Here is a 19,144-nt window from a genome sequence, read left to right on the forward strand (position 1 = left end):
GAGCGATTGCCGAAAGAGTCCCGCATCTCCGTGCGCTACCCGCCCCACATCCTCGAAGAGATCCGCAACCGGCTTCCCGCCTCCGACGTGGTCGGCCGGCGGGTGAAGCTGAAGAAGGCCGGGCGCGAGTGGCGCGGGCTGTCGCCGTTCAACGCCGAGAAGACGCCGTCCTTCTACGTCAACGACCAGAAGCAGTTCTACCACTGCTTCTCGTCCGGCAAGCACGGCGACATCTTCAGCTTCCTGATCGAGACCGAAGGCCTGAGCTTCCCGGAAGCCGTCGAGCGGCTCGCCGCCGACGCCGGCGTGACGTTGCCGGCCCCCACCGCCGACACCCGCGAGATGGAGACCAAGCGCCGCGGCGCGATCGAGGTGATGGAGCTGGCCACCGCGTGGTTCGAGGAGCGGCTGGCCTCGCCCGCGGGCGCGGCCGCCCGCGCCTATCTCGACCGGCGCGAGCTCGGCCCCGAGATCCGCCGGAGCTTCCGCCTCGGCTACGCTCCGGCCGACCGCTACGGCCTGCGCGACCACTTGGCGGGCAAGGACGTCGACAAGGCGCTGATGGGCGAGCTCGGCCTGCTGGTGACCGGCGACGACATCGCCGTTCCCTACGACCGGTTCCGCGACCGCATCATCTTCCCGATCGCCGACGTGCGCGGCCGGGTGATCGCCTTCGGCGGCCGGGCGATGCAGGCGGACGCCAAGGCGAAGTACCTGAACTCGCCCGAGACGCCGCTCTTCCACAAGGGGCACGGCCTCTACAATCTCCATCACGCGAGGAAGCCCGCGCACGATCGTGGCACGATCATCAGCGTAGAGGGATACGTCGATGCCATCGCGATGACGCGGGCAGGCTACCCCAACACCGTGGCACAGCTCGGCACTGCGCTGACGGAGGAGCAGCTGGCGCTCATGTGGCGCTACGCCGACGAGCCGATCCTCTGCTTCGACGGCGACGGCGCCGGCCAGCGTGCCGCGAACCGTACCCTCGACGTGGCGCTGCCGATGCTGGAGCCGGGCCGGTCGCTGCGATTCGCGATGTTGCCGGAGGGCCAGGACCCGGACGACCTGCTGCGCTCGGGCGGCTCGGACGCGATCGACAAGGTGGTCGAGGCGGCCAAGCCCCTGGTGGAGATGCTGTGGAGCCGCGCCGTCGAGACCGGCTCTACCGACACGCCCGAGCGCCGGGCGGGCCTGGCCAAGACGCTGCGCGGCCTCGTCGCCGGCATCCGCGACGAGACGGTGCGGGGCTACTACCGCGACGAGATCGAGGAGCGGTTGCGCAGGCTCTCGCCGCGCGGCGCGACGCAGCAGCGCGGCGCCTACCAGCCGGGCGGGCGGCCGAATGCCTACCTCCGCAAGCCGCGCCCCGGCGATCCGCCGCCCTCGCCGCGGCTGACCGCCGGGCCGAGCGCGGGCCTCGCCCGCTCGAACGGCTTCTCCGGCAGCGGCGGCTCGCGCGAGGCGATGATCGTGGCGAGCCTCCTCGTGCATCCCGAGCTGCTCGGGCTCGAAGCCGAGGATCTCGCCGCCCTCGATCTCGAGGACGCGGATGCGGTGGCCTTGCGCTCGGTTCTGCTCGACCGCGCCGCCGACGCGGCGGACCCGGACGTGGCGGTGGTCGAGAATCGGCTGGCGCGGGCCGGTCTCGAGGCGGCGAGCGCGCGGCTGGCGGCACGGGTGCGCCCGGGCGACCGCTGGGCCCTCGATCCGCACGCCGATCTCGTCAAGCTGGAGGACGCTTTGCGGCAGGCCGTGATCTTGCACCGCAAGGCCGGCGCGCTAAATAGCGAACTCCGACAGGCGGAACGTGCGCTCGTCGAAGAAGAAACAGAGGCGAACTTCGCTTGGCTGTGCGACGTCAAGGAGCGCTTGGCGGTGATCGCGGGAGCGGAGACCGAAGCGGACCTGCAGGACACGAACGACTCGACTGTGTCGTAGGGCCTGTGCGATGGCGGAATACGACACGCCTTCGCGGCATGGTTAACAATCGGTCAAGCGTCTCGCTTGCATACCGAGCTCGAGAATACGACGCGGTCGAAGCGGTTCGCCCGGGTCTCACACGCATTGCGGCGCCGACGGCGCGGCGTGGCCGAAAGGCCCCCGCATCGTGGCGCGCCGAAACAATAGGCTGATCATGGCGACGAAGGCAACGGAACGGGACGAGACGGACACCGCTCCGGCAGAGCAGACCGATGGGCCGCTCCTCGACCTGACGGATGCTTCGGTCAAGCGGATGGTGAAGCTCGCCAAGAAGCGCGGCTACATCACCTACGAGGAGGTCAACGAGGTCCTCCCCGAGGGGCAGTCCGACCCCGACCAGCTCGAGGACGTCCTGTCCCAGCTCTCCGAGATGGGCATCAACGTCGTCGAGGCCGAGGAGACCGACGAGGCTGCTGCCGACAAGCCGGCTAATGGCGAGGCGTCGGACGACGAGGAGAGCGCCGAGGGCACGGAGGTGGCCGAGGTCGCCCCGACGCGCGCCGTCGCCGTCGTCACCGCGACCAAGGAGCCGACCGACCGCACCGACGATCCGGTGCGGATGTACCTGCGCGAGATGGGCTCGGTCGAGCTGCTGTCGCGCGAGGGCGAGATCGCCATCGCCAAGCGGATCGAGGCCGGGCGCGAGGCGATGATCGCCGGCCTGTGCGAGAGCCCGCTGACCTTCCAGGCGATCATCATCTGGCGCGACGAGCTCGTCGACGGCAAGGTGCTGCTGCGCGACATCATCGATCTCGAAGCGACCTATGCCGGCCCCGACGGCAAGAACCCGCAGATCGCGGAGGCCGCCGCCGAGGGCGAGGATGCCGAGCCGGAAGCGCCGACGCCCGAGGGCGGCGACGACGACGACGACATGGAGAACAACGTCTCGCTCGCGGCGATGGAAGCCGAGATCAAGCCGCGCGTGCTCGAGACGTTCGACGCGATCGCCAACAACTACCGCAAGCTGCGCAAGCTCCAGAACGAGGAGACCGAGCGCAAGGCGAACAGCGAGAAGACCACGCCGGCCCAGGAGAAGAAGCAGGCCGAGTTCAAGGACACCGTCGTCGCCGACGTGAAGTCGCTGTCGCTGAACAACAACCGCATCGAGGCCCTGGTCGAGCAGCTGTACGACATCAACAAGCGCCTCATCTCGCACGAGGGCCGGCTGATGCGCTACGCCGAGAGCCATGGCGTCGCCCGCGACGAGTTCCTGCGCCACTACCAGGGCTGGGAGCTCGACCCGAACTGGATGACCCGCGTCGGCACGCTCGGCGGCAAGGGCTGGAAGAACCTCGTCGAGAAGGGCTCGAAGCAGGTCTCGGACCTGCGCGAGCAGATCCTGACGCTCGCCTCCGAGACGGGCCTGGAGATCGGCGAGTACCGCAAGATCGTCAACATGGTCCAGAAGGGCGAGCGCGAAGCCCGCCAGGCCAAGAAGGAGATGATCGAGGCCAACCTCCGCCTCGTGATCTCGATCGCCAAGAAGTACACCAACCGCGGCCTGCAGTTCCTGGACCTGATCCAGGAGGGCAACATCGGCCTGATGAAGGCGGTCGACAAGTTCGAGTACCGCCGCGGCTACAAGTTCTCGACCTACGCCACCTGGTGGATCCGTCAGGCGATCACCCGCTCGATCGCCGACCAGGCGCGCACCATCCGCATCCCGGTGCACATGATCGAGACGATCAACAAGATCGTCCGCACCTCGCGCCAGATGCTGCACGAGATCGGCCGCGAGCCGACTCCGGAGGAGCTGGCCGAGAAGCTGGCCATGCCGCTCGAGAAAGTCCGAAAAGTCCTGAAGATCGCCAAGGAGCCGATCTCCCTCGAGACGCCCATCGGCGACGAGGAGGACAGCCACCTCGGCGACTTCATCGAGGACAAGAACGTCGTCCTGCCGATCGACGCGGCGATCCAGAGCAACCTCCGCGAGACCACGACGCGCGTCCTCGCCTCGTTGACCCCGCGCGAGGAGCGGGTGCTCCGCATGCGCTTCGGCATCGGCATGAACACCGACCACACCCTCGAGGAAGTCGGCCAGCAGTTCTCGGTGACCCGCGAGCGCATCCGTCAGATCGAGGCGAAGGCCCTGCGTAAGCTGAAGCATCCGAGCCGGAGCCGGAAGTTGCGGAGCTTCCTGGACAACTGAGCGTCGGATACGCCATTCTCGAATTCGCCGAAATGCGATCGTCGGATCGCGCCGTGCTCACGGCGCGATCTCGCGTTCCAGGCGGCGAAGGGATGATGGTCTTCGATCCGGATCGATCTCGCCATCGTCAGCCGGAACCTTGCTTTGGCGGTTCGTGAACCCACCTTGGCCGTATGCTTGAGCGTCGCCAGCATCCACCCGTGCCGCCGACCGCCGCAGCCGACGGCTCGGAGGCGGACGACGTGCCGTTCGGCGCGCTGCAGGATTGCGTCGCGATCCGCGACTGGCTGCTGAGCGAGGGCGCCCGCCTGCCCGAGCCCGACGACCTGATCGCGGGCTTCGCCGAGCGCCTCAACGCGGTCGGCGTTCCGGTGGACCGGACCTCGACGGCGATCGATACGCTGCACTCGGAATATTCCGGCATCGGCCGCATCTGGACGCGCGAGTCCGGCACGACGGTGCGCCTGTTCCCGCACGGCGAAGCCTCCGAGCGCGCCTACGCGGCGAGCCCGTTCCGCAAGGTGCACGAGGACGGCGAATGGCTGATCCTCGACCTCGCCGAGACGCCGGACGACGCCTACTCGGTGATCCCCGACCTGAGGGCCGCCGGCTACCGCCACTACATCGTGGTGCCGCTGTTCTTCACCAACGGCACGCATAACGGCATCACCTTCGCCACCCGCGACCCGGACGGATTCCGCGACGAGGACGTGGCGATCCTGCGCTTCATCATGCCGGCCCTGGCCGCGGTGATGGAGATGCGGATCGTCACCAAGCAGCTCGACACGGTGCTGCGCATCTACGTCGGTGACGAGCCGCACCGCGCCATCCTGTCGGGCGACATCCGCCGCGGGCAGGTGAAGCGCATCCGCTCGGCGATCCTGTTCGCCGACATGCGCGACTACACCCGCATCTCGGCGAACATGACGCTGGAAGAGGCGGTCGACCTGCTCAACATCTTCTTCGACTGTCTCGTGCCGCCGATCGAGCGGGAGGGCGGCGAGGTGCTGAAGTATCTCGGCGACGGCCTGCTCGCCATCTTCCGCGAGCCGGGTGACGACCTCGGCGGCGCCGCCAAGGGGGCGCTGACGGCGGCACAAAGTGCGCTCGCGGCGCTGGAGGAGGCCAACACCCTCCACCAATTCACAGTGCCGATGATGGCCGGCATCGCGCTCCATCACGGCGAGGCGGCCTACGGCAACGTCGGCTCGGGCACGCGCCTCGACTTCACGGTCATCGGCCGCGACGTGAACATGGCGAGCCGCATCGCCCGGCTCAACAAGACGCTCGGCGAGCCGCTGCTGATGTCGAAGCCCTTCGTCGACTTCCTGTGGGGCGATCCGGTGCCGCTCGGCGAGCACGTGCTCGACGGGTTCGCCGAGCCGATGATGGTCTATCGCCCGCGCCCGAAGCCGCACCGCGGCCAGGGCTGAGGCGGGCCTCAGCCCCGCAGCGTCATCGTCCCGCCGGCGATGCTGAAGTCGCGCACGCGCTTCAGGAACGACATGCCGAGGAGGTTCGTGCCGAGGCGTCCGCTCGGGACGATCACGGCCTCGACGTCGCGCACGGTGACGGGCCCGATCCGGATCGTGCCGATCCGCACCGGTGCGACGCGGATCGTCCCGTTGGCGGTCATCACCGGGCGCGTGAAGTCCCGCGGCCCGACGACGATGCCGAGGCGGGCGGCATCCTCTTCCGCAAAGCTGCACGTCGTGGCCCCGGTGTCGACCATCATGCGCAGCGATCGCCCGTCGACCAGCGCGTCGGCGAGGAAGTGGCCGTTGCGGTCGGCGCCGAGCGCGATCGCCGTCGGCGCGGACGCAACCAGTTGCACCGTCGGCACCGGTGGGGCCGCGGCCTTGCGGCTGGTCAGGCGGTTGCCGATGCCTCCGAGCACCCCCGCGACGAGGCCGGCCGCGAGGCAGAGCATCAGGATCGTCCGCATCGCCTACCTTCGCCCCCGCCGATCGAGGACGCTTAGACGAGCACGACGCCGGTGAACGATGCGTGGCGGCGTGCCCGCCGCCGGACGGAACCGCGCGGCCATCTGCCGACAGGGTTTCCGGTCCGTCTCGGCGCGACGACGAATCGCGCGCATCCGCAGGAGGGGATCGGCCCGCGGGGTTGACCGAGGCGGCCGGCGGGACCACATCTGCGGTGTTCCAGGGAGATCCCCGGCAAGGGGCTGAGAAACCGCTGGCAGGCTCGTGAGGGCCCGCGGCGCGGAAATCCTTCGAACCTGATCCGGTTCACACCGGCGTAGGGATTGGACCGTGGGCGCCGTCTTCGACGACGGGGTGCCCCAGCTTCTCAGACGAAGCGTCAGGCCCGGTCTCTGCGACAGCACGCGGAGGATCACTTGGGTCGTCATTCGGGTCGTCACGCAGCATCACCGATCGGGACGCGCCGGACGAGCGGCGGCGCCCGGCCAACCGTCCCGCTGCCGGCGCGTGCCGACGTCGCGATCGTCGGCGGCGGCCTGATCGGGCTGTCGATCGCCTGGCGGCTGGCGCAGGCCGGGCGGTCCGTCGTCGTGGTCGAGCGGGAGACCATCGGCTCCGGCGCGAGCCTCGCCGCCACGGGCATGCTGGCGCCGGCGGCCGAGCACGAGCCCGGCTCCGACCCGCTGCTGCCGCTGGCGCTTGATTCGCTCCGGCGCTGGCCGGGGTTTAGCGCTGAGCTCGAAGCGGCGTCCGGCCTCGACATCGACTACCGCGAGGACGGGACGCTGGTGCTGGCCATCGGGCGCGACGAGGTCGAGCGCCTGCGCTTCCGCTTCGACCTGCAGCGCCGCTCGGGCGTCGCCGCCGAGTGGATCGCGGGTGCCGACGTGCGTCGCCGCGAGCCGGCCCTCCGCCCCTCGGTCACCGCGGGCGTGCTCTGCCCGCTCGATCATCAGGTCGACCCGAGCCGGGTGATGGCGGCGCTCGTCGAGGCGTGCCGTGCCGCCGGCGTGGCGCTCGTCGAGAACAGCCCGGTCGTCGCCCTCGAACGCACGGGCGGCCGCGTCGCGGGCCTGCGCACCGCCGACGGCGTGGTCGTGGCCGAGACCGTGGTGCTCGCCGCCGGCGCCTGGAGCGGCGAGGGCGGCCTGCTGCCGCAAAGCCTCGCCCTGCCCGTGCGCCCGCTGAAGGGACAGTCGCTGGCGCTGAAGACCACGGCCCGCACCGGCACGCTCTCCCACATGGTCTGGACCGAGCAGGTCCACATGGCGCCGAAGAGCGACGGCCACATCGTCGTCGGCGCGACGGTCGAGGATTGCGGCTTCCGCCCCGGCGTCACCGCCGGCGGGCTCTATGCCCTGCTCGAAGGCGCGCGCCGGGTGCTGCCCGGCATTGAGGAGATGGAGGTCGAGGCCGTCTGGAGCGGGTTCCGCCCGACCTCGGACGACGACGCGCCGATCCTCGGTGAGATCGCCCCCGGCCTTGTGGTCGCCACCGGCCACCATCGCAACGGCTACCTGCTCGCCCCGGTGACCGCCGACGCGATCGCCGCCCTCGTCACGACGGGCGCGATGCCGGCGGTCGCGCAGGACTTCTCGCTGGCGCGGTTCGCGCCGGGCGCCGAGCTGAGGGCGTCGGCATGAAGCTGACGGTGAACGGACAGGCTCGCGAGATCGAGGCCGCCGACGTCGCCGCCCTGTTCGCGCAGGCGGCGGAGGAGACCGGCAGCACCGATCCGCAGGGCGTCGCCATCGCGCTCAACGGCCGCGTCGTCCGCCGCCGCGACTGGGACACCACACCGATCTCCGAGGGCGACCGCATCGAGATCGTACGCGCCATGCAGGGAGGCTAGAGGATGGTCGACACGCTCACACCCCTCCGACCGGAGGCCGACGACCCCTTCGTGATCGCCGGCGTCACGCTGGGCTCGCGGCTGTTCATCGGCACCGCGGGCTACCCGACGCAGGTGATCATGCGCGATGCGGTCGCGGCCTCCGGGGCCGAGGTCGCCACCGCCTCGATCCGCCGGGTCTCGCTGCAGGGCCACGGCTCGGACACCGTGAAGATCCTGAAAGGACGCCGCTTCCTGCCGAACACCGCCGGCTGCGAGACCGCCCGCGACGCGATCATGACCGCCGAGCTGGCCCGCGAGGCGCTCGACACCAACTGGATCAAGGTCGAGGTGATCGGCGACCGCGAGACCCTGTACCCGGACGTCGCCGAGCTGATCGAGGCCTGCCGCCACCTCGTCGACGACGGCTTCGTCGTGCTGCCCTACTGCAACGACGATCCGATCGTCTGCCAGCGGCTCGCCGACATCGGCTGCGCCGCGGTGATGCCGATGGGCTCGCTGATCGGCTCCGGCATGGGCATCGCCAATCCGACCAACCTCGAGTTGATCTGCCGCCGCACGAGCGTACCGGTGATCGTGGATGCCGGTATTGGCACGGCCTCCGACGCGGTGATCGCGATGGAGTTGGGCGCCGACGCCTGCCTGATCAACACCGCGGTGGCGAAGGCCGCCGATCCCGTCCGCATGGCGCGCGCGATGCGCAACGCCGTGCAGGCGGGCCGCGATGCCCACCGCGCCGGCCGAATCCCGCGCCGCGGCCGGGCCGAGCCGTCGAGCCCGCAGCTCGGCCTTGTCGGCTCGTAGCCTGCCGTCGCCGCTCCTTGCGGTGACCGACCGGCACGGGCCCCGCCCCCTGGGCGAGACCATCGCCGCCGTGCTCGACGGCGGGTGCCGGTGGGTCTGGTTTCGCGACAGGGATCTGCCACCGCCCGAGCGCCGGGTGCTGGCGGAGCGCATCGCGGAACGCGTCCGCGAGGCCGGCGGCGTGCTCTCGGTCGGCGGCGATCTCGAGCTTGCCGCGGCCCTCGGCGCGAGCGTCCATCTCGGCGGCGGGACGGATCGTGCCGCCATCGCCGATGCCAGGCGCCGCCTCGGCACCTCGGCGCTCGTCGGCGTCTCGGCGCACGGCCTGCGCGACGTCGAGGCGGCGGAAGACACGGATTACGTGACCCTGAGCCCGGTCTTCGCCACGGCGAGCAAGCCCGGCTACGGTCCCGCCCTCGGCCTCGGCGCCATCGCAACGGCCGCGCGGATCGGAATCCCGGTCGTTGCGCTGGGTGGCATCGGCGTCGCCACCGCCGCCGCGTGTCGCCGAGCGGGCGCGGCGGGCGTGGCCGTGATGGGCGGCCTGATGCGGGTCGACGACCCTTCCGCCGAAGCTCGGGCACTGTTGCGCGGCTGGGAAGCGGCCTCGGACGGGCCACCGTGAGCCTTACGCAGGATCAGAATTCGACGCTCGCCGATTCAGCCCCGTCCCCACCCTCGACCTCATCCTGCGGTGCCGCGTCGGCGACCTCGAAGGGGGGCTCCAGAAATCGCGCGCGCGCTGCAGGGCTCCTTCGAGGCCTCCGCTTCGCTGCGGCACCTCAGGGTGAGGCTCACGGTTGGAGGATGTCCGGCGTGAGAAACTACTTCGCTGCGGCAGGCCCGTAGGGCGGGCGCGGGATCGCCCGATGCGCGGCGCGGAGCGCCGCCGACCAGCGCTCGCGCAGGTCGTGGAAGTAGCCCTCGCCGGCCTCGATCCGATGATTCACCTCGAGGTCGAGGGCGTTGCGGCGCGCCAGCGCGATGTCGATCGGCAGGCCGACGCCGAGATTCGAGCGCATGGTCGAATCCATCGAGACGAGTCCGACCTTGAGGGCGTCGTAGAGCTCGGTCTCGAACTTCACCGCCCGGTCCAGGATGGGCTTGCCGTACTTGTGCTCGCCGATCTGCAGGAACGGTGCATCGGTGCTGCACTCGATGAAGTTGCCGGCCGAGTAGATCAGGAACAGCCGCATCGGCTCGCTGCCGATCTGGCCGCCGAACAGCAGCGAGACCGAGAAGCGCAGGCTCGCCGCCTCGAAGCCCGCCTTCTCGATCGCGCGCACGTGGCGGATCGCGCGGCCGACGAGCTGGGCTGCCTCGAACATCGTCGTCGTCTCGACGAGCTTCAGCTTGGCCTCGCCGTTGTCGCCGGGCACGCCCTCGGAGAGCAGGCTCAGGACCGATTGCGTCACCGACAGGTTGCCGGCCGAGGCCAGCATCATCACCCGCTCGCCCGGCACGTTGAAGTGATGGAGCTTGCGATAGGTCGAGATGTCGTCGAGCCCCGCATTGGTGCGGGTGTCGGCGATCATCACCAGGCCTTCCTCGACGAGGACGCCGACGCAGTAAGTCATGGGATCAGGCTTTTCGAAGAGGCGCGGAGCGTCAGGATTGCGGTGCCGCCTGGGCTTGCTCCACCCGGAGCTTCACGTCCAGCGTTTCGGTGCCGCCGCCGGTGCGACTGCCGCGAATCGGGGCAGCCCCGAGGTAGTCGAGCCCGGATGCGACGCGGATATAGGCTTCCGTGGTGGCGTCGCCGGTGGTCGGATCGAAGCCGACCCAGCCGAGATCCGGCACCAGCGCCTCGGCCCAGCCGTGCGGCGTCTCCTGCTCGGCGTCGCTCCCCTCCGGGCGGTGGTAGCCGGAGACATAGCGCGCCGGGATCGCCCGGTGGCGGGCGGCGGCGATGAAGACGTGGGCGAAGTCCTGGCATACGCCGGCCCCGGCCTCGAAGGCCTTCGGCGAGGGCACGGCGGCGCTCGCGGGGCCTGGCGTGTAGGCCATGTGCGCGTGCACCGCGGCCATCAGCCGGTGCAGGAAGGGGAGGGCGGCCGGGTCTCCGGCGCCGGCGACTGCGTCGGACAGCGCCTGGATCTCCGGGCTCGGCAGCACGAGGTCGGTGTCGCGCAGGTAGAACGTCTCGGGCAGGCGCTCGACGGCGCCGCGGACGATGCCGTGGGTCTCGTGGGTGTCGACCTCGCCGGTGACGCGAATCACCAGCGCGTCGGAGGCCTGGTCCGGCGTGAACCAGTGGACGACGTTGCCGTAGCCGTCCTCGCGCTCGGTGAGTCGTCCGTCGACCGAAGGCTCGATCCGCCAGCGCCGGACGTACTGCCCGTCATGGTCGCGCGGCGTCATCCGCAGGACCTGGATCAGCCCGCGTGCCGGTTGTTCGTAGCTGTAGATGGTCTCGTGGACCACGCGAATGCGCATGCGTCGATTCTGCCCGTCCTGGCTCCGCCGGTCTCGGCGACACGGCGCCCGCGATGGACGCCGCGGCGCCCGGAGTCACACGTTTTACACGACGTTCCGACGGAGCGCGCAACCGCGGAAGCGGAACTGCGCGTATTCCGCTGCGGCTTGGGCCTCAGCCGAGATACTGCTCGGCGATGGCGGCGCCGACCTTGTTGTTCTCGCCGATGAAGGCGATCACGAACTCATGCAGGCCGGACGCGAAGACGCGGTCGATCTCCTCGCTTTCCAGCCGTGCGAGCAGGTTGCTCGCCAGGCGCTGGCTGGCGCCGCGGCGTCCGTAGGCGTCGGCGATCAGGTCGAGATGCTCGACGAGGACGCCGTAGCAGTTGGCGAAGGAGCGCGGCATCTGCCGGTTGAGGATCAGGAGGTCGGCGACCAGCAACGGCTTGACGCTCTCGCGATACACCCAGTGATAGGCGTTGAAGGCCGAGACTTCGCGCAGGATCGTCGTCCACTGGAAGTAGTCGAGGCTGCCGCCGATCTTCTCGGTGTCCGGCAGCAGGATCTTGTACTTCACGTCGAGGATGCGGGCGGTGTTGTCGGCCCGCTCGATCGCGGTGCCGAGACGCGTGAACCAGTAGGTGTCGTTGCGCAGCATCGTCCGGTAGGCCGAGCCGTCGAAGGTCAGCGAGATGCCTTTCACCCAATCGAGGAAGCGCGTGAACGCGTCGCGGTCGAGGTCCTTCTTCTCGTAGGACCGCAGCTCGAGCCAGGCGCCGTTGATCGTGTCCCACATCTCGGTGGTGAGCGCGGTGCGCACGCTGCGCGCGTTCTCGCGGGCGCTCTCGATGCAGGAGCGGATCGAGGACGGGTTGTGCGGGCTGAAGGCGAGGAAGTCGCACACCGTCGCGGCGTTCACGCCGTCGTAGTGCGGCTTGAACACCTCCGGATCGCCGGCCGAGGCGAGGGCCGAGGCCCACTCGTTGGTCTCGCCCCCGCCGTAGCTCGTCGGCAGCGAGGCCAGGCGATGCGCCGCATCGAGGATGCGGGCGACGAACTCCGCCCGTTCGACGTAGCGCGAGAGCCAGTAGAGGTTGTCGGCAGTCCTGGAGAGCATGGCTGTTTCGCTGGGGTCTCTTCGGCTTCGGCCCGGGGGCGTCCACCGCTGGGCGGTTCTCGGTGAAAGCAGGCGTCACGCCATCACGCGTCGAGAACCCAGGTGTCCTTCGTACCGCCCCCTTGGCTGGAATTCACCACCAAAGATCCTTCCTTCAGCGCCACGCGGGTGAGGCCGCCCGGCACGATGCGGATCTCGTCGGCGCCGCACAGCACGAAGGGGCGCAGGTCGACGTGGCGCGGGGCCACCCCGGAGGCGACGAAGGTCGGGCAGGTGGAGAGCGACAGCGTCGGCTGGGCGATGAAGCCGTCCGGGGCGTGGCGCAGGCGCTTGGCGAATTCCTCGATCTCGCGCTTGGTCGCGTGCGGCCCGACGAGCATGCCGTAGCCGCCCGAGCCGTTGACCTCCTTGACCACCAGCTCGGACAGGTTGTCCATCACGTAGGAGAAGGCCTCCTTCTCGCGGCAGCGATAGGTCGGCACGTTGTGCAGGATCGGCTCCTCGCCGGTGAAGAACTTCACGATCTCCGGCATGTAGCTGTAGACCGCCTTGTCGTCGGCGATGCCGGTGCCGACCGCGTTGGCGAGCGTCACGCTGCCGCGCTCGTAGGCGTTCATGATGCCCGGCACGCCGAGCATCGAATCCGGCCGGAACACCAGCGGATCGAGGAAGTCGTCGTCGAGGCGGCGGTAGATCACGTCGACCCGGCGCGGGCCTTCGGTGGTCCGCATGTAGACCACGTCGTCCTTGGTGAAGAGGTCGCCCGCCTCGACCAGCTCGACGCCGAGCTTGTCGGCCAGGAACGAGTGCTCGTAGAACGCCGAGTTGTAGCGCCCGGGCGTCAGCAGCACGACGGTCGGGTCGCGGGTCGCCGTCGCCGGCGCGAGGCTGCGGAGCGTCGCCAGCAGCGCGTCCGGATAGTTCTCGACTGGCGCGACGCGGTGGCGGGAGAACAGGTCCGGGAACAGCCGCAGCATCACCTCGCGATTCTCGAGCATGTACGACACGCCGGACGGGATGCGGGCGTTGTCCTCGAGCACGAAGAAGTCGTTCTCGCCGGTGCGGACGATGTCGATCCCCGCGATGTGCACGTAGAGGTCGTGCGGCACCCGGAACGACCGCATCTCCATGCGGTAATGCGCGTTCTTGTAGACGAGGTCGGCCGGGATGATGCCGGCCTTGATGCATTCCTGCGCGCCGTAGATGTCCTTCAGGAACATGTTGATCGCGGTGACGCGCTGCTTCAGCCCGCGCTCCAGGAAGCCCCATTCCGGCTTGGTGATCACCCGCGGGATGATGTCGAACGGGATCAGCCGCTCGGTCGATTCGTTGTCGCCGTAGACCGCGAAGGTGATGCCGATGCGCCGGAACAGCAGCTCGGCCTGGCTGCGGCGGGTGTTGAAGTGGTCGGCCGGCGTCGTGTCGAGCCAGTTCTTCAGCTGACCGTAGGCCTCGCGGACGTCGTCGGGACTCGTCGCGGCGCCTGCGAAGGCGGTCATCTCGTCGAAGGCCACGGCCGCCATTCAGTCTCTCCCAGATCCGTCACGCTAGAGGCAAGAGGCGCGCCACGCAAAGGGATTACGGCCTCGTTCGGGGCTCGTTCCAAACACGCGTCAGATGAGGCGCAGGCCTTTCAGGCTGGCATGGCCTGACCGGCCGAGGATGACGTGGTCGCGCACCACGATCTTCAGCGGGCTGAGCACGGCGATCACTTCGCGCGTCATCGTCACGTCGGCGGCCGAGGGCGCCGGATCGCCGGACGGGTGGTTGTGCGCCAGGATGATCGCGGTGGCCGAGAGCTCCAGCGACCGCCGCGCCACCTCGCGCGGGTAGACCGGCGTGTGGTCGACGGTCCCGCGCCCCTGGATCTCGTCGGCGATGAGGTGGTTGCAATTGTCGAGGAACAGCACCCGGAACTCCTCGCGGGTGGCGAAGGCCATAGTGGCGCGCAGGTACTCGATGAGCTCGGCCCAGGAGGAGAGCAGCGCGCGCTGGGCGATCGCGCCGCGCGCCAGCCGGCGGCCCGCCGCCTCCATCAACTTGAGGTCGGCGACCACGCCGGCGCTGACGCCCTCGACCTCGGCGAGCCGGGCCGGATCGGCGCTCAGCACCTCGGCGAAGCTGCCGAAGCGGCGGATCAGCGCCTTGGCCAGCGGCTTCACGTCCCGCCGCGGGATCGCGCGGAACAGGGCAAGCTCAAGCATCTCGTAGTCGGGCAGGGCGTCGGCACCCTGCTTGGCGAAGCGCTCGCGCAGGCGATCGCGGTGGCCGAGATAGTGCGGCGGCTCCTCGGGCTTCGGCGCGACGGCCGGCCGCTCGGCGAACAATCCGCCCTCGGCCGCGTCGCCCGGGCCCGTCACGACCTCAAGCGCCCGGGTTGCCGGGCTGGTGCAGCCCCTTCGGCGAGACCGTGAAGATCTCGACGCCGGTCTCGGTGACGGCCACCGTGTGCTCGAACTGCGCCGACAGCGAGCGGTCGCGCGTCACCGCGGTCCAGCCGTCGGAGAGCACCTTCACCGCCGGCCGGCCGAGGTTGATCATCGGCTCGATGGTGAAGAACTGCCCCGGCCGCAGCGGCACGTCGTAGCTCGCCTCGACGTAGTGCAGGATGGTCGGCGCATCGTGGTAGCTCCGACCGAGGCCGTGGCCGCAGAAGTCGCGCACCACCGAGCAGCGCTCGCCCTCGGCGTAGTCCTGGATCGCGCGGCCGATGTCGTTGGTCGATCCGCCGGGCTTCACCGCGGCGACGCCCCGCATCAGCGCCTCGTAGGTGATCTCGCACAGGCGCGCCGCCTTGCGCGGCACCTCGCCGACGAAGGCCATCCGGCTCGAATCGCCGTGCCATCCGTCGAGGATCAGGCACATGTCGAGGTTGACGATGTCGCCCTCGCGCAGCGGCTTGTCGTTGGGGATGCCGTGGCAGACCACGTGGTTGATCGAGGTGCAGATCGACTTCGGATAGCCGCGGTAGAGCAGCGAGGCCGGGTAGGCGCCGTGATCCATCGCGAACTCGTAGGCGAGCTTGTCGAGCGCCTCGGTGGTCACGCCCGGCTGCGTCGCCTCCATCAGCACGTCGAGGCCTTCCGCCGTCAGGCGTCCGGCACGGCGCATGCCCGCGAACCCCTCCGGCCCGTGGATCGGTGCCTGGGGCACGCGCCGCGTCGCTTGGTCTTGCTGGGTCATCGAGGGGCTTGTCCGCGCCGGGTCGGTCTTCGAAGGCTTATGTACGGCGTGGCCGCCGAGGCGCCAAGTGACCGGCGTTCGCCCCCAGGCTTGCGCCGGACGAACGCACGGCGGCATAAGCGGGGCTCGGGCGACCCGGTGCGAGGGTTCCCAAGGCACAGGACGGCGCGATGGCTGACAGGGCGGTACCGCACTTCCACAACGAGCTCGGCGTCGCGGTCATCCATGTCGGCTCGCGGGAGTTCATGTGCATCGGCGCATTGCCGCCGTTCGATCATCCGCACGTGTTCCTCGACATGGGCGCCGACAACGAGATCATCTGCCAGTACTGCTCGACGCTGTATCGCCACCGCGCCGACCTGAAGGCCGGCCATGCCGACCCGGCGGCATGCGTCTGGCACGATCAGAAGGCGGCGGCCGAATAGGGTCATGCCCCGAGACCCTCAGCCGCCGCTGACCGTCGCCATCGTCGGAGGCGGGATCGGCGGCCTGACCGCGGCGCTGGCGCTGAACGCCGCCGGCCATGCGGTGACGGTGGTCGAGCGCCGCACCGGCTTCAGCGAGGTCGGCGCCGGCCTCCAGCTCTCGCCGAACGCGAGCCGCGTGCTCGCCGATCTCGGGCTCGCGGCGGCGCTCCGGCGCGCCGGCTCCGAGCCGCCGGGCGTGACCGTCCGCGCCCTCGATTCGGGCCGGCGGATCGGGGCGGTGGCGCTGGGCGCCAAGGCCCGCGAGCAGTTCGGCGCGCCGTACTACGTCATCCACCGGGCCGACCTTCAGACCCTGCTCCTCGACGCGGTGCGCTCCCGCCCCGGCATCCGCCTGATGATGGGCCGTGCCGTCATGGGCCTCACCGAGACCGAGGACGCCGTCACCCTCGCCCTCGAAAGCGGCAACGGCACCCGCAACGACAGCCTCTCGGCCGACCTGGTAATCGGGGCGGACGGCCTGCGCTCGCGCATCCGCGGGCACCTCGACCCACGCCCGCTCGCGACCGCCGGGATGGCGGCGTGGCGGGCGATCGTGCCGCGCGAGGCCGTGCCCGAGGCGCTGGCCGGCGAGGCGACCGGTCTGTGGCTCGGGCGCGGCCGGCATGTGGTCCACTACCCGATCCATGCCGGCCGCGACCTCAACGTCGTGGCGATCGTGCCCGAGCGGCAGGGCGACGAGGATTGGGGCCGGCTCGGGGATCCGGCGGTGCTGCGCGCGCATTTCCGCACCTGCGCGCCGGAGCTGCTCGAGCTGCTGACCGTGCCGGATTCCTGGCTGGTCTGGTCGCTCGCCGACCGCCCGGTGGCGCGGCCGATCGCGCGCGGCCGGGTCGCGCTGCTGGGCGATGCCGCCCACCCGGTGCTGCCGTTCCTGGCGCAGGGGGCGGCGCTGGCGATCGAGGACTGCTCGATCCTGACGCGATGCCTCGCCGAGCATCCGGTCGCGGACGCGCTCGCGGCCTACACCAAGGCGCGCCGGCGCCGCGTCCGCCGGGTGCAGCGCGCCGCCCGCGGCAACGGCCGGACCTACCATGCCGGCGGCCTCACCGCCTTCGTGCGCGACGCGGTGATGCGCCGCCTCGGGCCCGACGGCATGCGCGCGCGCTACGCCTGGCTCTACGGCTGGACGCCGAACGCTTGATCTCGCCGACGCCGGCGGCTACCGCTTCGGCACATCGAGGGGCCGCTTGCCGAAATTGGTAGACGGAAGGCACTTAAAATGCCTCGGGCTTCGCCCGTGTGGGTTCGAGTCCCACAGCGGCCACCACGCCCCGATCCTTGCCCGGCACCGGCCGTCCTGATACGCGAGCGGGATCATCTCCAGGGATTGCGGGGAAGGGTGCGACGCGCACGCTCCGCAGAACCGTACCGCGCAGGGTTCGCCGCGGGCATGGCGCGTGCCTGCCCGTGCGGCCCTGTACCCGTCATCGGGCCGGGCGCGCTCCCGCGCCGGCCCCGCCGAACCTGATAGGATGCCTGCGATGGCCCGCGAATTCATCTACCACATGAAAGGCCTGACCAAGACCTACACTGGCGGGAAGAAGGTGTTGGACAACGTCAACCTGTCCTTCTACCCCGACGCCAAGATCGGCGTGCTGGGCATCAACGGCTCGGGCAAGTCGACCCTGCTGAAGATCATGGCCGGCATCGACACCGAGTGGACCGGCGAGGGCTTCGTCGCCCAGGGCGCCCGCGTCGGCTACCTGCCGCAGGAGCCGCAGCTCGATCCGACGAAGTCGGTCCGCGAGAACGTGATGGAGGGCGTCGCCGAGAAGCAGGCTCTGCTCGACCGCTACAACGAGCTCGCGATGAACTACTCCGACGAGACGGCGGACGAGATGACCCGTCTCCAGGACGAGATCGAATCGAAGAACCTGTGGGAGCTCGAATCCAAGGTCGACCAGGCCATGGAGGCCTTGGGCTGCCCGAGCGACGAGCAGCCGGTCGCCACGCTGTCGGGCGGCGAGCGCCGCCGCGTCGCGCTGTGCCGGCTGCTGCTGTGGGAGCCGGAGCTGCTGCTGCTCGATGAGCCGACCAACCACCTCGACGCCGAGACGGTGAACTGGCTCGAAGGCCACCTGAAGAACTATCCCGGTGCGATCCTGATCGTGACTCACGATCGCTATTTCCTCGACAACGTCACCAGCTGGATCCTCGAGCTCGATCGCAGCAAGGGCATCCCGTACGAGGGCAACTACTCGGCCTGGCTGGTGCAGAAGCAGAAACGCCTGCAGCAGGAGGGCCGCGAGGACATGGCTCGCCAGCGCTCGATCGCTCGCGAGCAGGAGTGGATCGCCGCCTCGCCGAAGGCGCGCCAGTCCAAGTCGAAGGCGCGCATCACGCGCTACGAGGAGCTGGTCGCCAAGCAGAACAACAAGGTCGATGCCGCGGCCCAGATCGTGATCCCGATCGACGAGCGGCTCGGCAACAACGTCATCGAGTTCGACCACCTCAACAAGGCCTTCGGCGACCGGCTGCTGATCGAGGACCTGTCGTTCAAGCTGCCGCCGGGCGGCATCGTCGGCGTCATCGGCCCGAACGGCGCCGGCAAGACGACGCTGTTCAAGATGATCACCGGCCAGGAGAAGCCCGACGGCGGCGCGATCTCGGTCGGCGAGACCGTGCATCTCGGCTACGTCGACCAGTCGCGCGATGCGCTCGATCCCAACGCCACGGTCTGGCAGGAGGTCTCGGGCGGCAACGACATCATCTATTTCAACAAGCGCGAGATCAATTCGCGGGCCTACTGCGCGGCCTTCGCCTTCAAGGGCGGCGACCAGCAGAAGAAGGTCGGCACGCTGTCGGGCGGCGAGCGCAACCGCGTGCACCTCGCGCGAACGCTGAAGGGCGGCGCCAACGTGCTGCTCCTCGACGAGCCGACCAACGATCTCGACATGGAGACGCTGCGGGCGCTCGAGGACGCGCTGGAGGATTATGCCGGCTGCGCGGTGATCATCAGCCACGATCGCTGGTTCCTGAACCGGATCGCGACCCACATCCTCGCCTTCGAGGGCGACAGCCACGTCGAGTGGTTCGAGGGCAACTTCTCCGACTACGAGGCCGACAAGATGCGCCGCCTCGGTGCCGACTCGCTGATGCCGAAGAAGATCAAGTACAAGAAGTTCTCGCGCTGAGGCCGGTTTCCCTCCCCCTTCTGCGGGGGAGGGTGGCCCGCGAAGCGGGTCGGGTGAGGGGGCAACGCTTCCG

Annotated in this window: 17 protein-coding genes, 1 tRNA gene and 1 riboswitch; of the genes, 11 read left to right on the forward strand and 7 right to left on the reverse strand. The window is 69.8% G+C overall.

The features are described from left to right. Nucleotides 1-30 precede the first annotated feature (30 nt). The 3 genes from dnaG to MKK55_RS22065 all read left to right on the forward strand — a co-directional run bounded on the left by dnaG (nucleotide 31) and on the right by MKK55_RS22065 (nucleotide 5,565). The gene (gene dnaG / locus MKK55_RS22055; protein WP_243937666.1) at nucleotides 31-1,941 is read left to right on the forward strand and encodes a DNA primase; all 1,911 of its coding nucleotides are present in this window, start codon (nucleotides 31-33) and stop codon (nucleotides 1,939-1,941) included. Between the two features lie 196 nt (nucleotides 1,942-2,137). Further along, the gene (gene rpoD / locus MKK55_RS22060) at nucleotides 2,138-4,132 is read left to right on the forward strand and encodes an RNA polymerase sigma factor RpoD (RefSeq protein WP_147842138.1); all 1,995 of its coding nucleotides are present in this window, start codon (nucleotides 2,138-2,140) and stop codon (nucleotides 4,130-4,132) included. A 173-nt stretch (nucleotides 4,133-4,305) separates the two neighbouring features. After that, entirely contained in the window at nucleotides 4,306-5,565 is a 1,260-nt protein-coding gene (locus MKK55_RS22065) for an adenylate/guanylate cyclase domain-containing protein (protein ID WP_243937650.1), read from the forward strand. Between the two features lie 8 nt (nucleotides 5,566-5,573). Here the strand turns inward: MKK55_RS22065 and MKK55_RS22070 are convergent, their stop codons facing one another. Further along, nucleotides 5,574-6,077, reverse strand: coding sequence for a TIGR02281 family clan AA aspartic protease (locus MKK55_RS22070; protein ID WP_243934744.1), 504 nt, complete (start codon nucleotides 6,075-6,077; stop codon nucleotides 5,574-5,576). A 210-nt stretch (nucleotides 6,078-6,287) separates the two neighbouring features. After that, nucleotides 6,288-6,416, forward strand: a riboswitch (TPP riboswitch). A gap of 75 nt (nucleotides 6,417-6,491) precedes the next feature. Between MKK55_RS22070 and thiO the strand changes: the two genes are divergently transcribed. From thiO to MKK55_RS22090, 4 genes are read left to right on the forward strand one after another with little or no spacing between them, the layout of a single operon-like run. Further along, nucleotides 6,492-7,718, forward strand: a complete 1,227-nt coding sequence (thiO, locus tag MKK55_RS22075; protein WP_279596321.1) for a glycine oxidase ThiO — start codon at nucleotides 6,492-6,494, stop codon at nucleotides 7,716-7,718. Next, nucleotides 7,715-7,927 carry a sulfur carrier protein ThiS gene (gene thiS / locus MKK55_RS22080; protein ID WP_147842140.1) on the forward strand — a complete coding sequence of 71 codons (213 nt, stop codon included), beginning with the start codon at nucleotides 7,715-7,717 and terminating at the stop codon, nucleotides 7,925-7,927. Before thiO ends, thiS begins: the two co-directional genes overlap by 4 nt. A 3-nt stretch (nucleotides 7,928-7,930) precedes the next feature. Further along, nucleotides 7,931-8,731, forward strand: coding sequence for a thiazole synthase (locus MKK55_RS22085; RefSeq protein ID WP_243937652.1), 801 nt, complete (start codon nucleotides 7,931-7,933; stop codon nucleotides 8,729-8,731). 22 nt (nucleotides 8,732-8,753) lie between these two features. Continuing rightward, complete coding sequence (locus MKK55_RS22090) at nucleotides 8,754-9,356, forward strand: thiamine phosphate synthase (RefSeq protein WP_243937654.1); 603 nt, start codon at nucleotides 8,754-8,756, stop codon at nucleotides 9,354-9,356. A 199-nt stretch (nucleotides 9,357-9,555) separates the two neighbouring features. On the opposite strand, the gene MKK55_RS22095 is transcribed toward MKK55_RS22090, so the two are convergent. The 6 genes from MKK55_RS22095 to map form a co-directional block, all read right to left on the reverse strand. Continuing rightward, entirely contained in the window at nucleotides 9,556-10,308 is a 753-nt protein-coding gene (locus MKK55_RS22095; RefSeq protein WP_147726286.1) for a peptidase, read from the reverse strand. A 31-nt stretch (nucleotides 10,309-10,339) separates the two neighbouring features. After that, a complete protein-coding gene (locus MKK55_RS22100) occupies nucleotides 10,340-11,167 on the reverse strand; it encodes a transglutaminase domain-containing protein (RefSeq protein WP_147842143.1) in 828 nt (275 codons plus the stop codon). A gap of 154 nt (nucleotides 11,168-11,321) precedes the next feature. Then, the gene (locus MKK55_RS22105; protein WP_147726288.1) at nucleotides 11,322-12,266 is read right to left on the reverse strand and encodes an alpha-E domain-containing protein; all 945 of its coding nucleotides are present in this window, start codon (nucleotides 12,264-12,266) and stop codon (nucleotides 11,322-11,324) included. A gap of 83 nt (nucleotides 12,267-12,349) precedes the next feature. Beyond that, a complete protein-coding gene (locus tag MKK55_RS22110) occupies nucleotides 12,350-13,789 on the reverse strand; it encodes a circularly permuted type 2 ATP-grasp protein (protein WP_147726289.1) in 1,440 nt (479 codons plus the stop codon). A 90-nt stretch (nucleotides 13,790-13,879) separates the two neighbouring features. Continuing rightward, on the reverse strand, nucleotides 13,880-14,626 hold the full coding sequence (gene radC / locus MKK55_RS22115; protein WP_409566104.1) for a RadC family protein: 747 nt from the start codon (nucleotides 14,624-14,626) through the stop codon (nucleotides 13,880-13,882). 4 nt (nucleotides 14,627-14,630) lie between these two features. Further along, entirely contained in the window at nucleotides 14,631-15,449 is an 819-nt protein-coding gene (gene map / locus MKK55_RS22120) for a type I methionyl aminopeptidase (protein ID WP_147726291.1), read from the reverse strand. 170 nt (nucleotides 15,450-15,619) lie between these two features. On the opposite strand from map, the gene MKK55_RS22125 reads away from it, so the two are divergent. The 4 genes from MKK55_RS22125 to ettA all read left to right on the forward strand — a co-directional run bounded on the left by MKK55_RS22125 (nucleotide 15,620) and on the right by ettA (nucleotide 19,071). Then, nucleotides 15,620-15,874 carry a zinc-finger domain-containing protein gene (locus MKK55_RS22125; RefSeq protein ID WP_147726292.1) on the forward strand — a complete coding sequence of 85 codons (255 nt, stop codon included), beginning with the start codon at nucleotides 15,620-15,622 and terminating at the stop codon, nucleotides 15,872-15,874. A 4-nt stretch (nucleotides 15,875-15,878) separates the two neighbouring features. Further along, entirely contained in the window at nucleotides 15,879-17,078 is a 1,200-nt protein-coding gene (locus MKK55_RS22130; RefSeq protein WP_243937655.1) for an FAD-dependent monooxygenase, read from the forward strand. A gap of 40 nt (nucleotides 17,079-17,118) precedes the next feature. Further along, a tRNA-Leu gene (locus MKK55_RS22135) sits at nucleotides 17,119-17,204 on the forward strand. A 214-nt stretch (nucleotides 17,205-17,418) separates the two neighbouring features. Then, nucleotides 17,419-19,071, forward strand: a complete 1,653-nt coding sequence (gene ettA, locus MKK55_RS22140; RefSeq protein ID WP_147728950.1) for an energy-dependent translational throttle protein EttA — start codon at nucleotides 17,419-17,421, stop codon at nucleotides 19,069-19,071. Nucleotides 19,072-19,144: the final 73 nt, after the last annotated feature.

The sequence above is a fragment of the Methylobacterium sp. J-059 genome, assembly GCF_022829485.1.
In the GTDB taxonomy this organism is placed as follows: Bacteria; Pseudomonadota; Alphaproteobacteria; order Rhizobiales; family Beijerinckiaceae; genus Methylobacterium.

Excerpts from the sequence above, each read along its gene's own strand:
- rpoD (WP_147842138.1), top strand. The coding sequence starts at position 2,138 with ATGGCGACGAAGGCAACGGAACGGGACGAGACGGACACCGCTCCGGCA.
- MKK55_RS22105 (WP_147726288.1), bottom strand. The coding sequence starts at position 12,266 with ATGCTCTCCAGGACTGCCGACAACCTCTACTGGCTCTCGCGCTACGTC.
- MKK55_RS22125 (WP_147726292.1), top strand. The coding sequence starts at position 15,620 with ATGGCTGACAGGGCGGTACCGCACTTCCACAACGAGCTCGGCGTCGCG.
- MKK55_RS22095 (WP_147726286.1), bottom strand. The coding sequence starts at position 10,308 with ATGACTTACTGCGTCGGCGTCCTCGTCGAGGAAGGCCTGGTGATGATC.
- thiS (WP_147842140.1), top strand. The coding sequence starts at position 7,715 with ATGAAGCTGACGGTGAACGGACAGGCTCGCGAGATCGAGGCCGCCGAC.
- MKK55_RS22085 (WP_243937652.1), top strand. The coding sequence starts at position 7,931 with ATGGTCGACACGCTCACACCCCTCCGACCGGAGGCCGACGACCCCTTC.
- MKK55_RS22065 (WP_243937650.1), top strand. The coding sequence starts at position 4,306 with ATGCTTGAGCGTCGCCAGCATCCACCCGTGCCGCCGACCGCCGCAGCC.
- MKK55_RS22100 (WP_147842143.1), bottom strand. The coding sequence starts at position 11,167 with ATGCGCATTCGCGTGGTCCACGAGACCATCTACAGCTACGAACAACCG.
- MKK55_RS22110 (WP_147726289.1), bottom strand. The coding sequence starts at position 13,789 with ATGGCGGCCGTGGCCTTCGACGAGATGACCGCCTTCGCAGGCGCCGCG.
- MKK55_RS22070 (WP_243934744.1), bottom strand. The coding sequence starts at position 6,077 with ATGCGGACGATCCTGATGCTCTGCCTCGCGGCCGGCCTCGTCGCGGGG.
- ettA (WP_147728950.1), top strand. The coding sequence starts at position 17,419 with ATGGCCCGCGAATTCATCTACCACATGAAAGGCCTGACCAAGACCTAC.
- MKK55_RS22130 (WP_243937655.1), top strand. The coding sequence starts at position 15,879 with ATGCCCCGAGACCCTCAGCCGCCGCTGACCGTCGCCATCGTCGGAGGC.
- map (WP_147726291.1), bottom strand. The coding sequence starts at position 15,449 with ATGACCCAGCAAGACCAAGCGACGCGGCGCGTGCCCCAGGCACCGATC.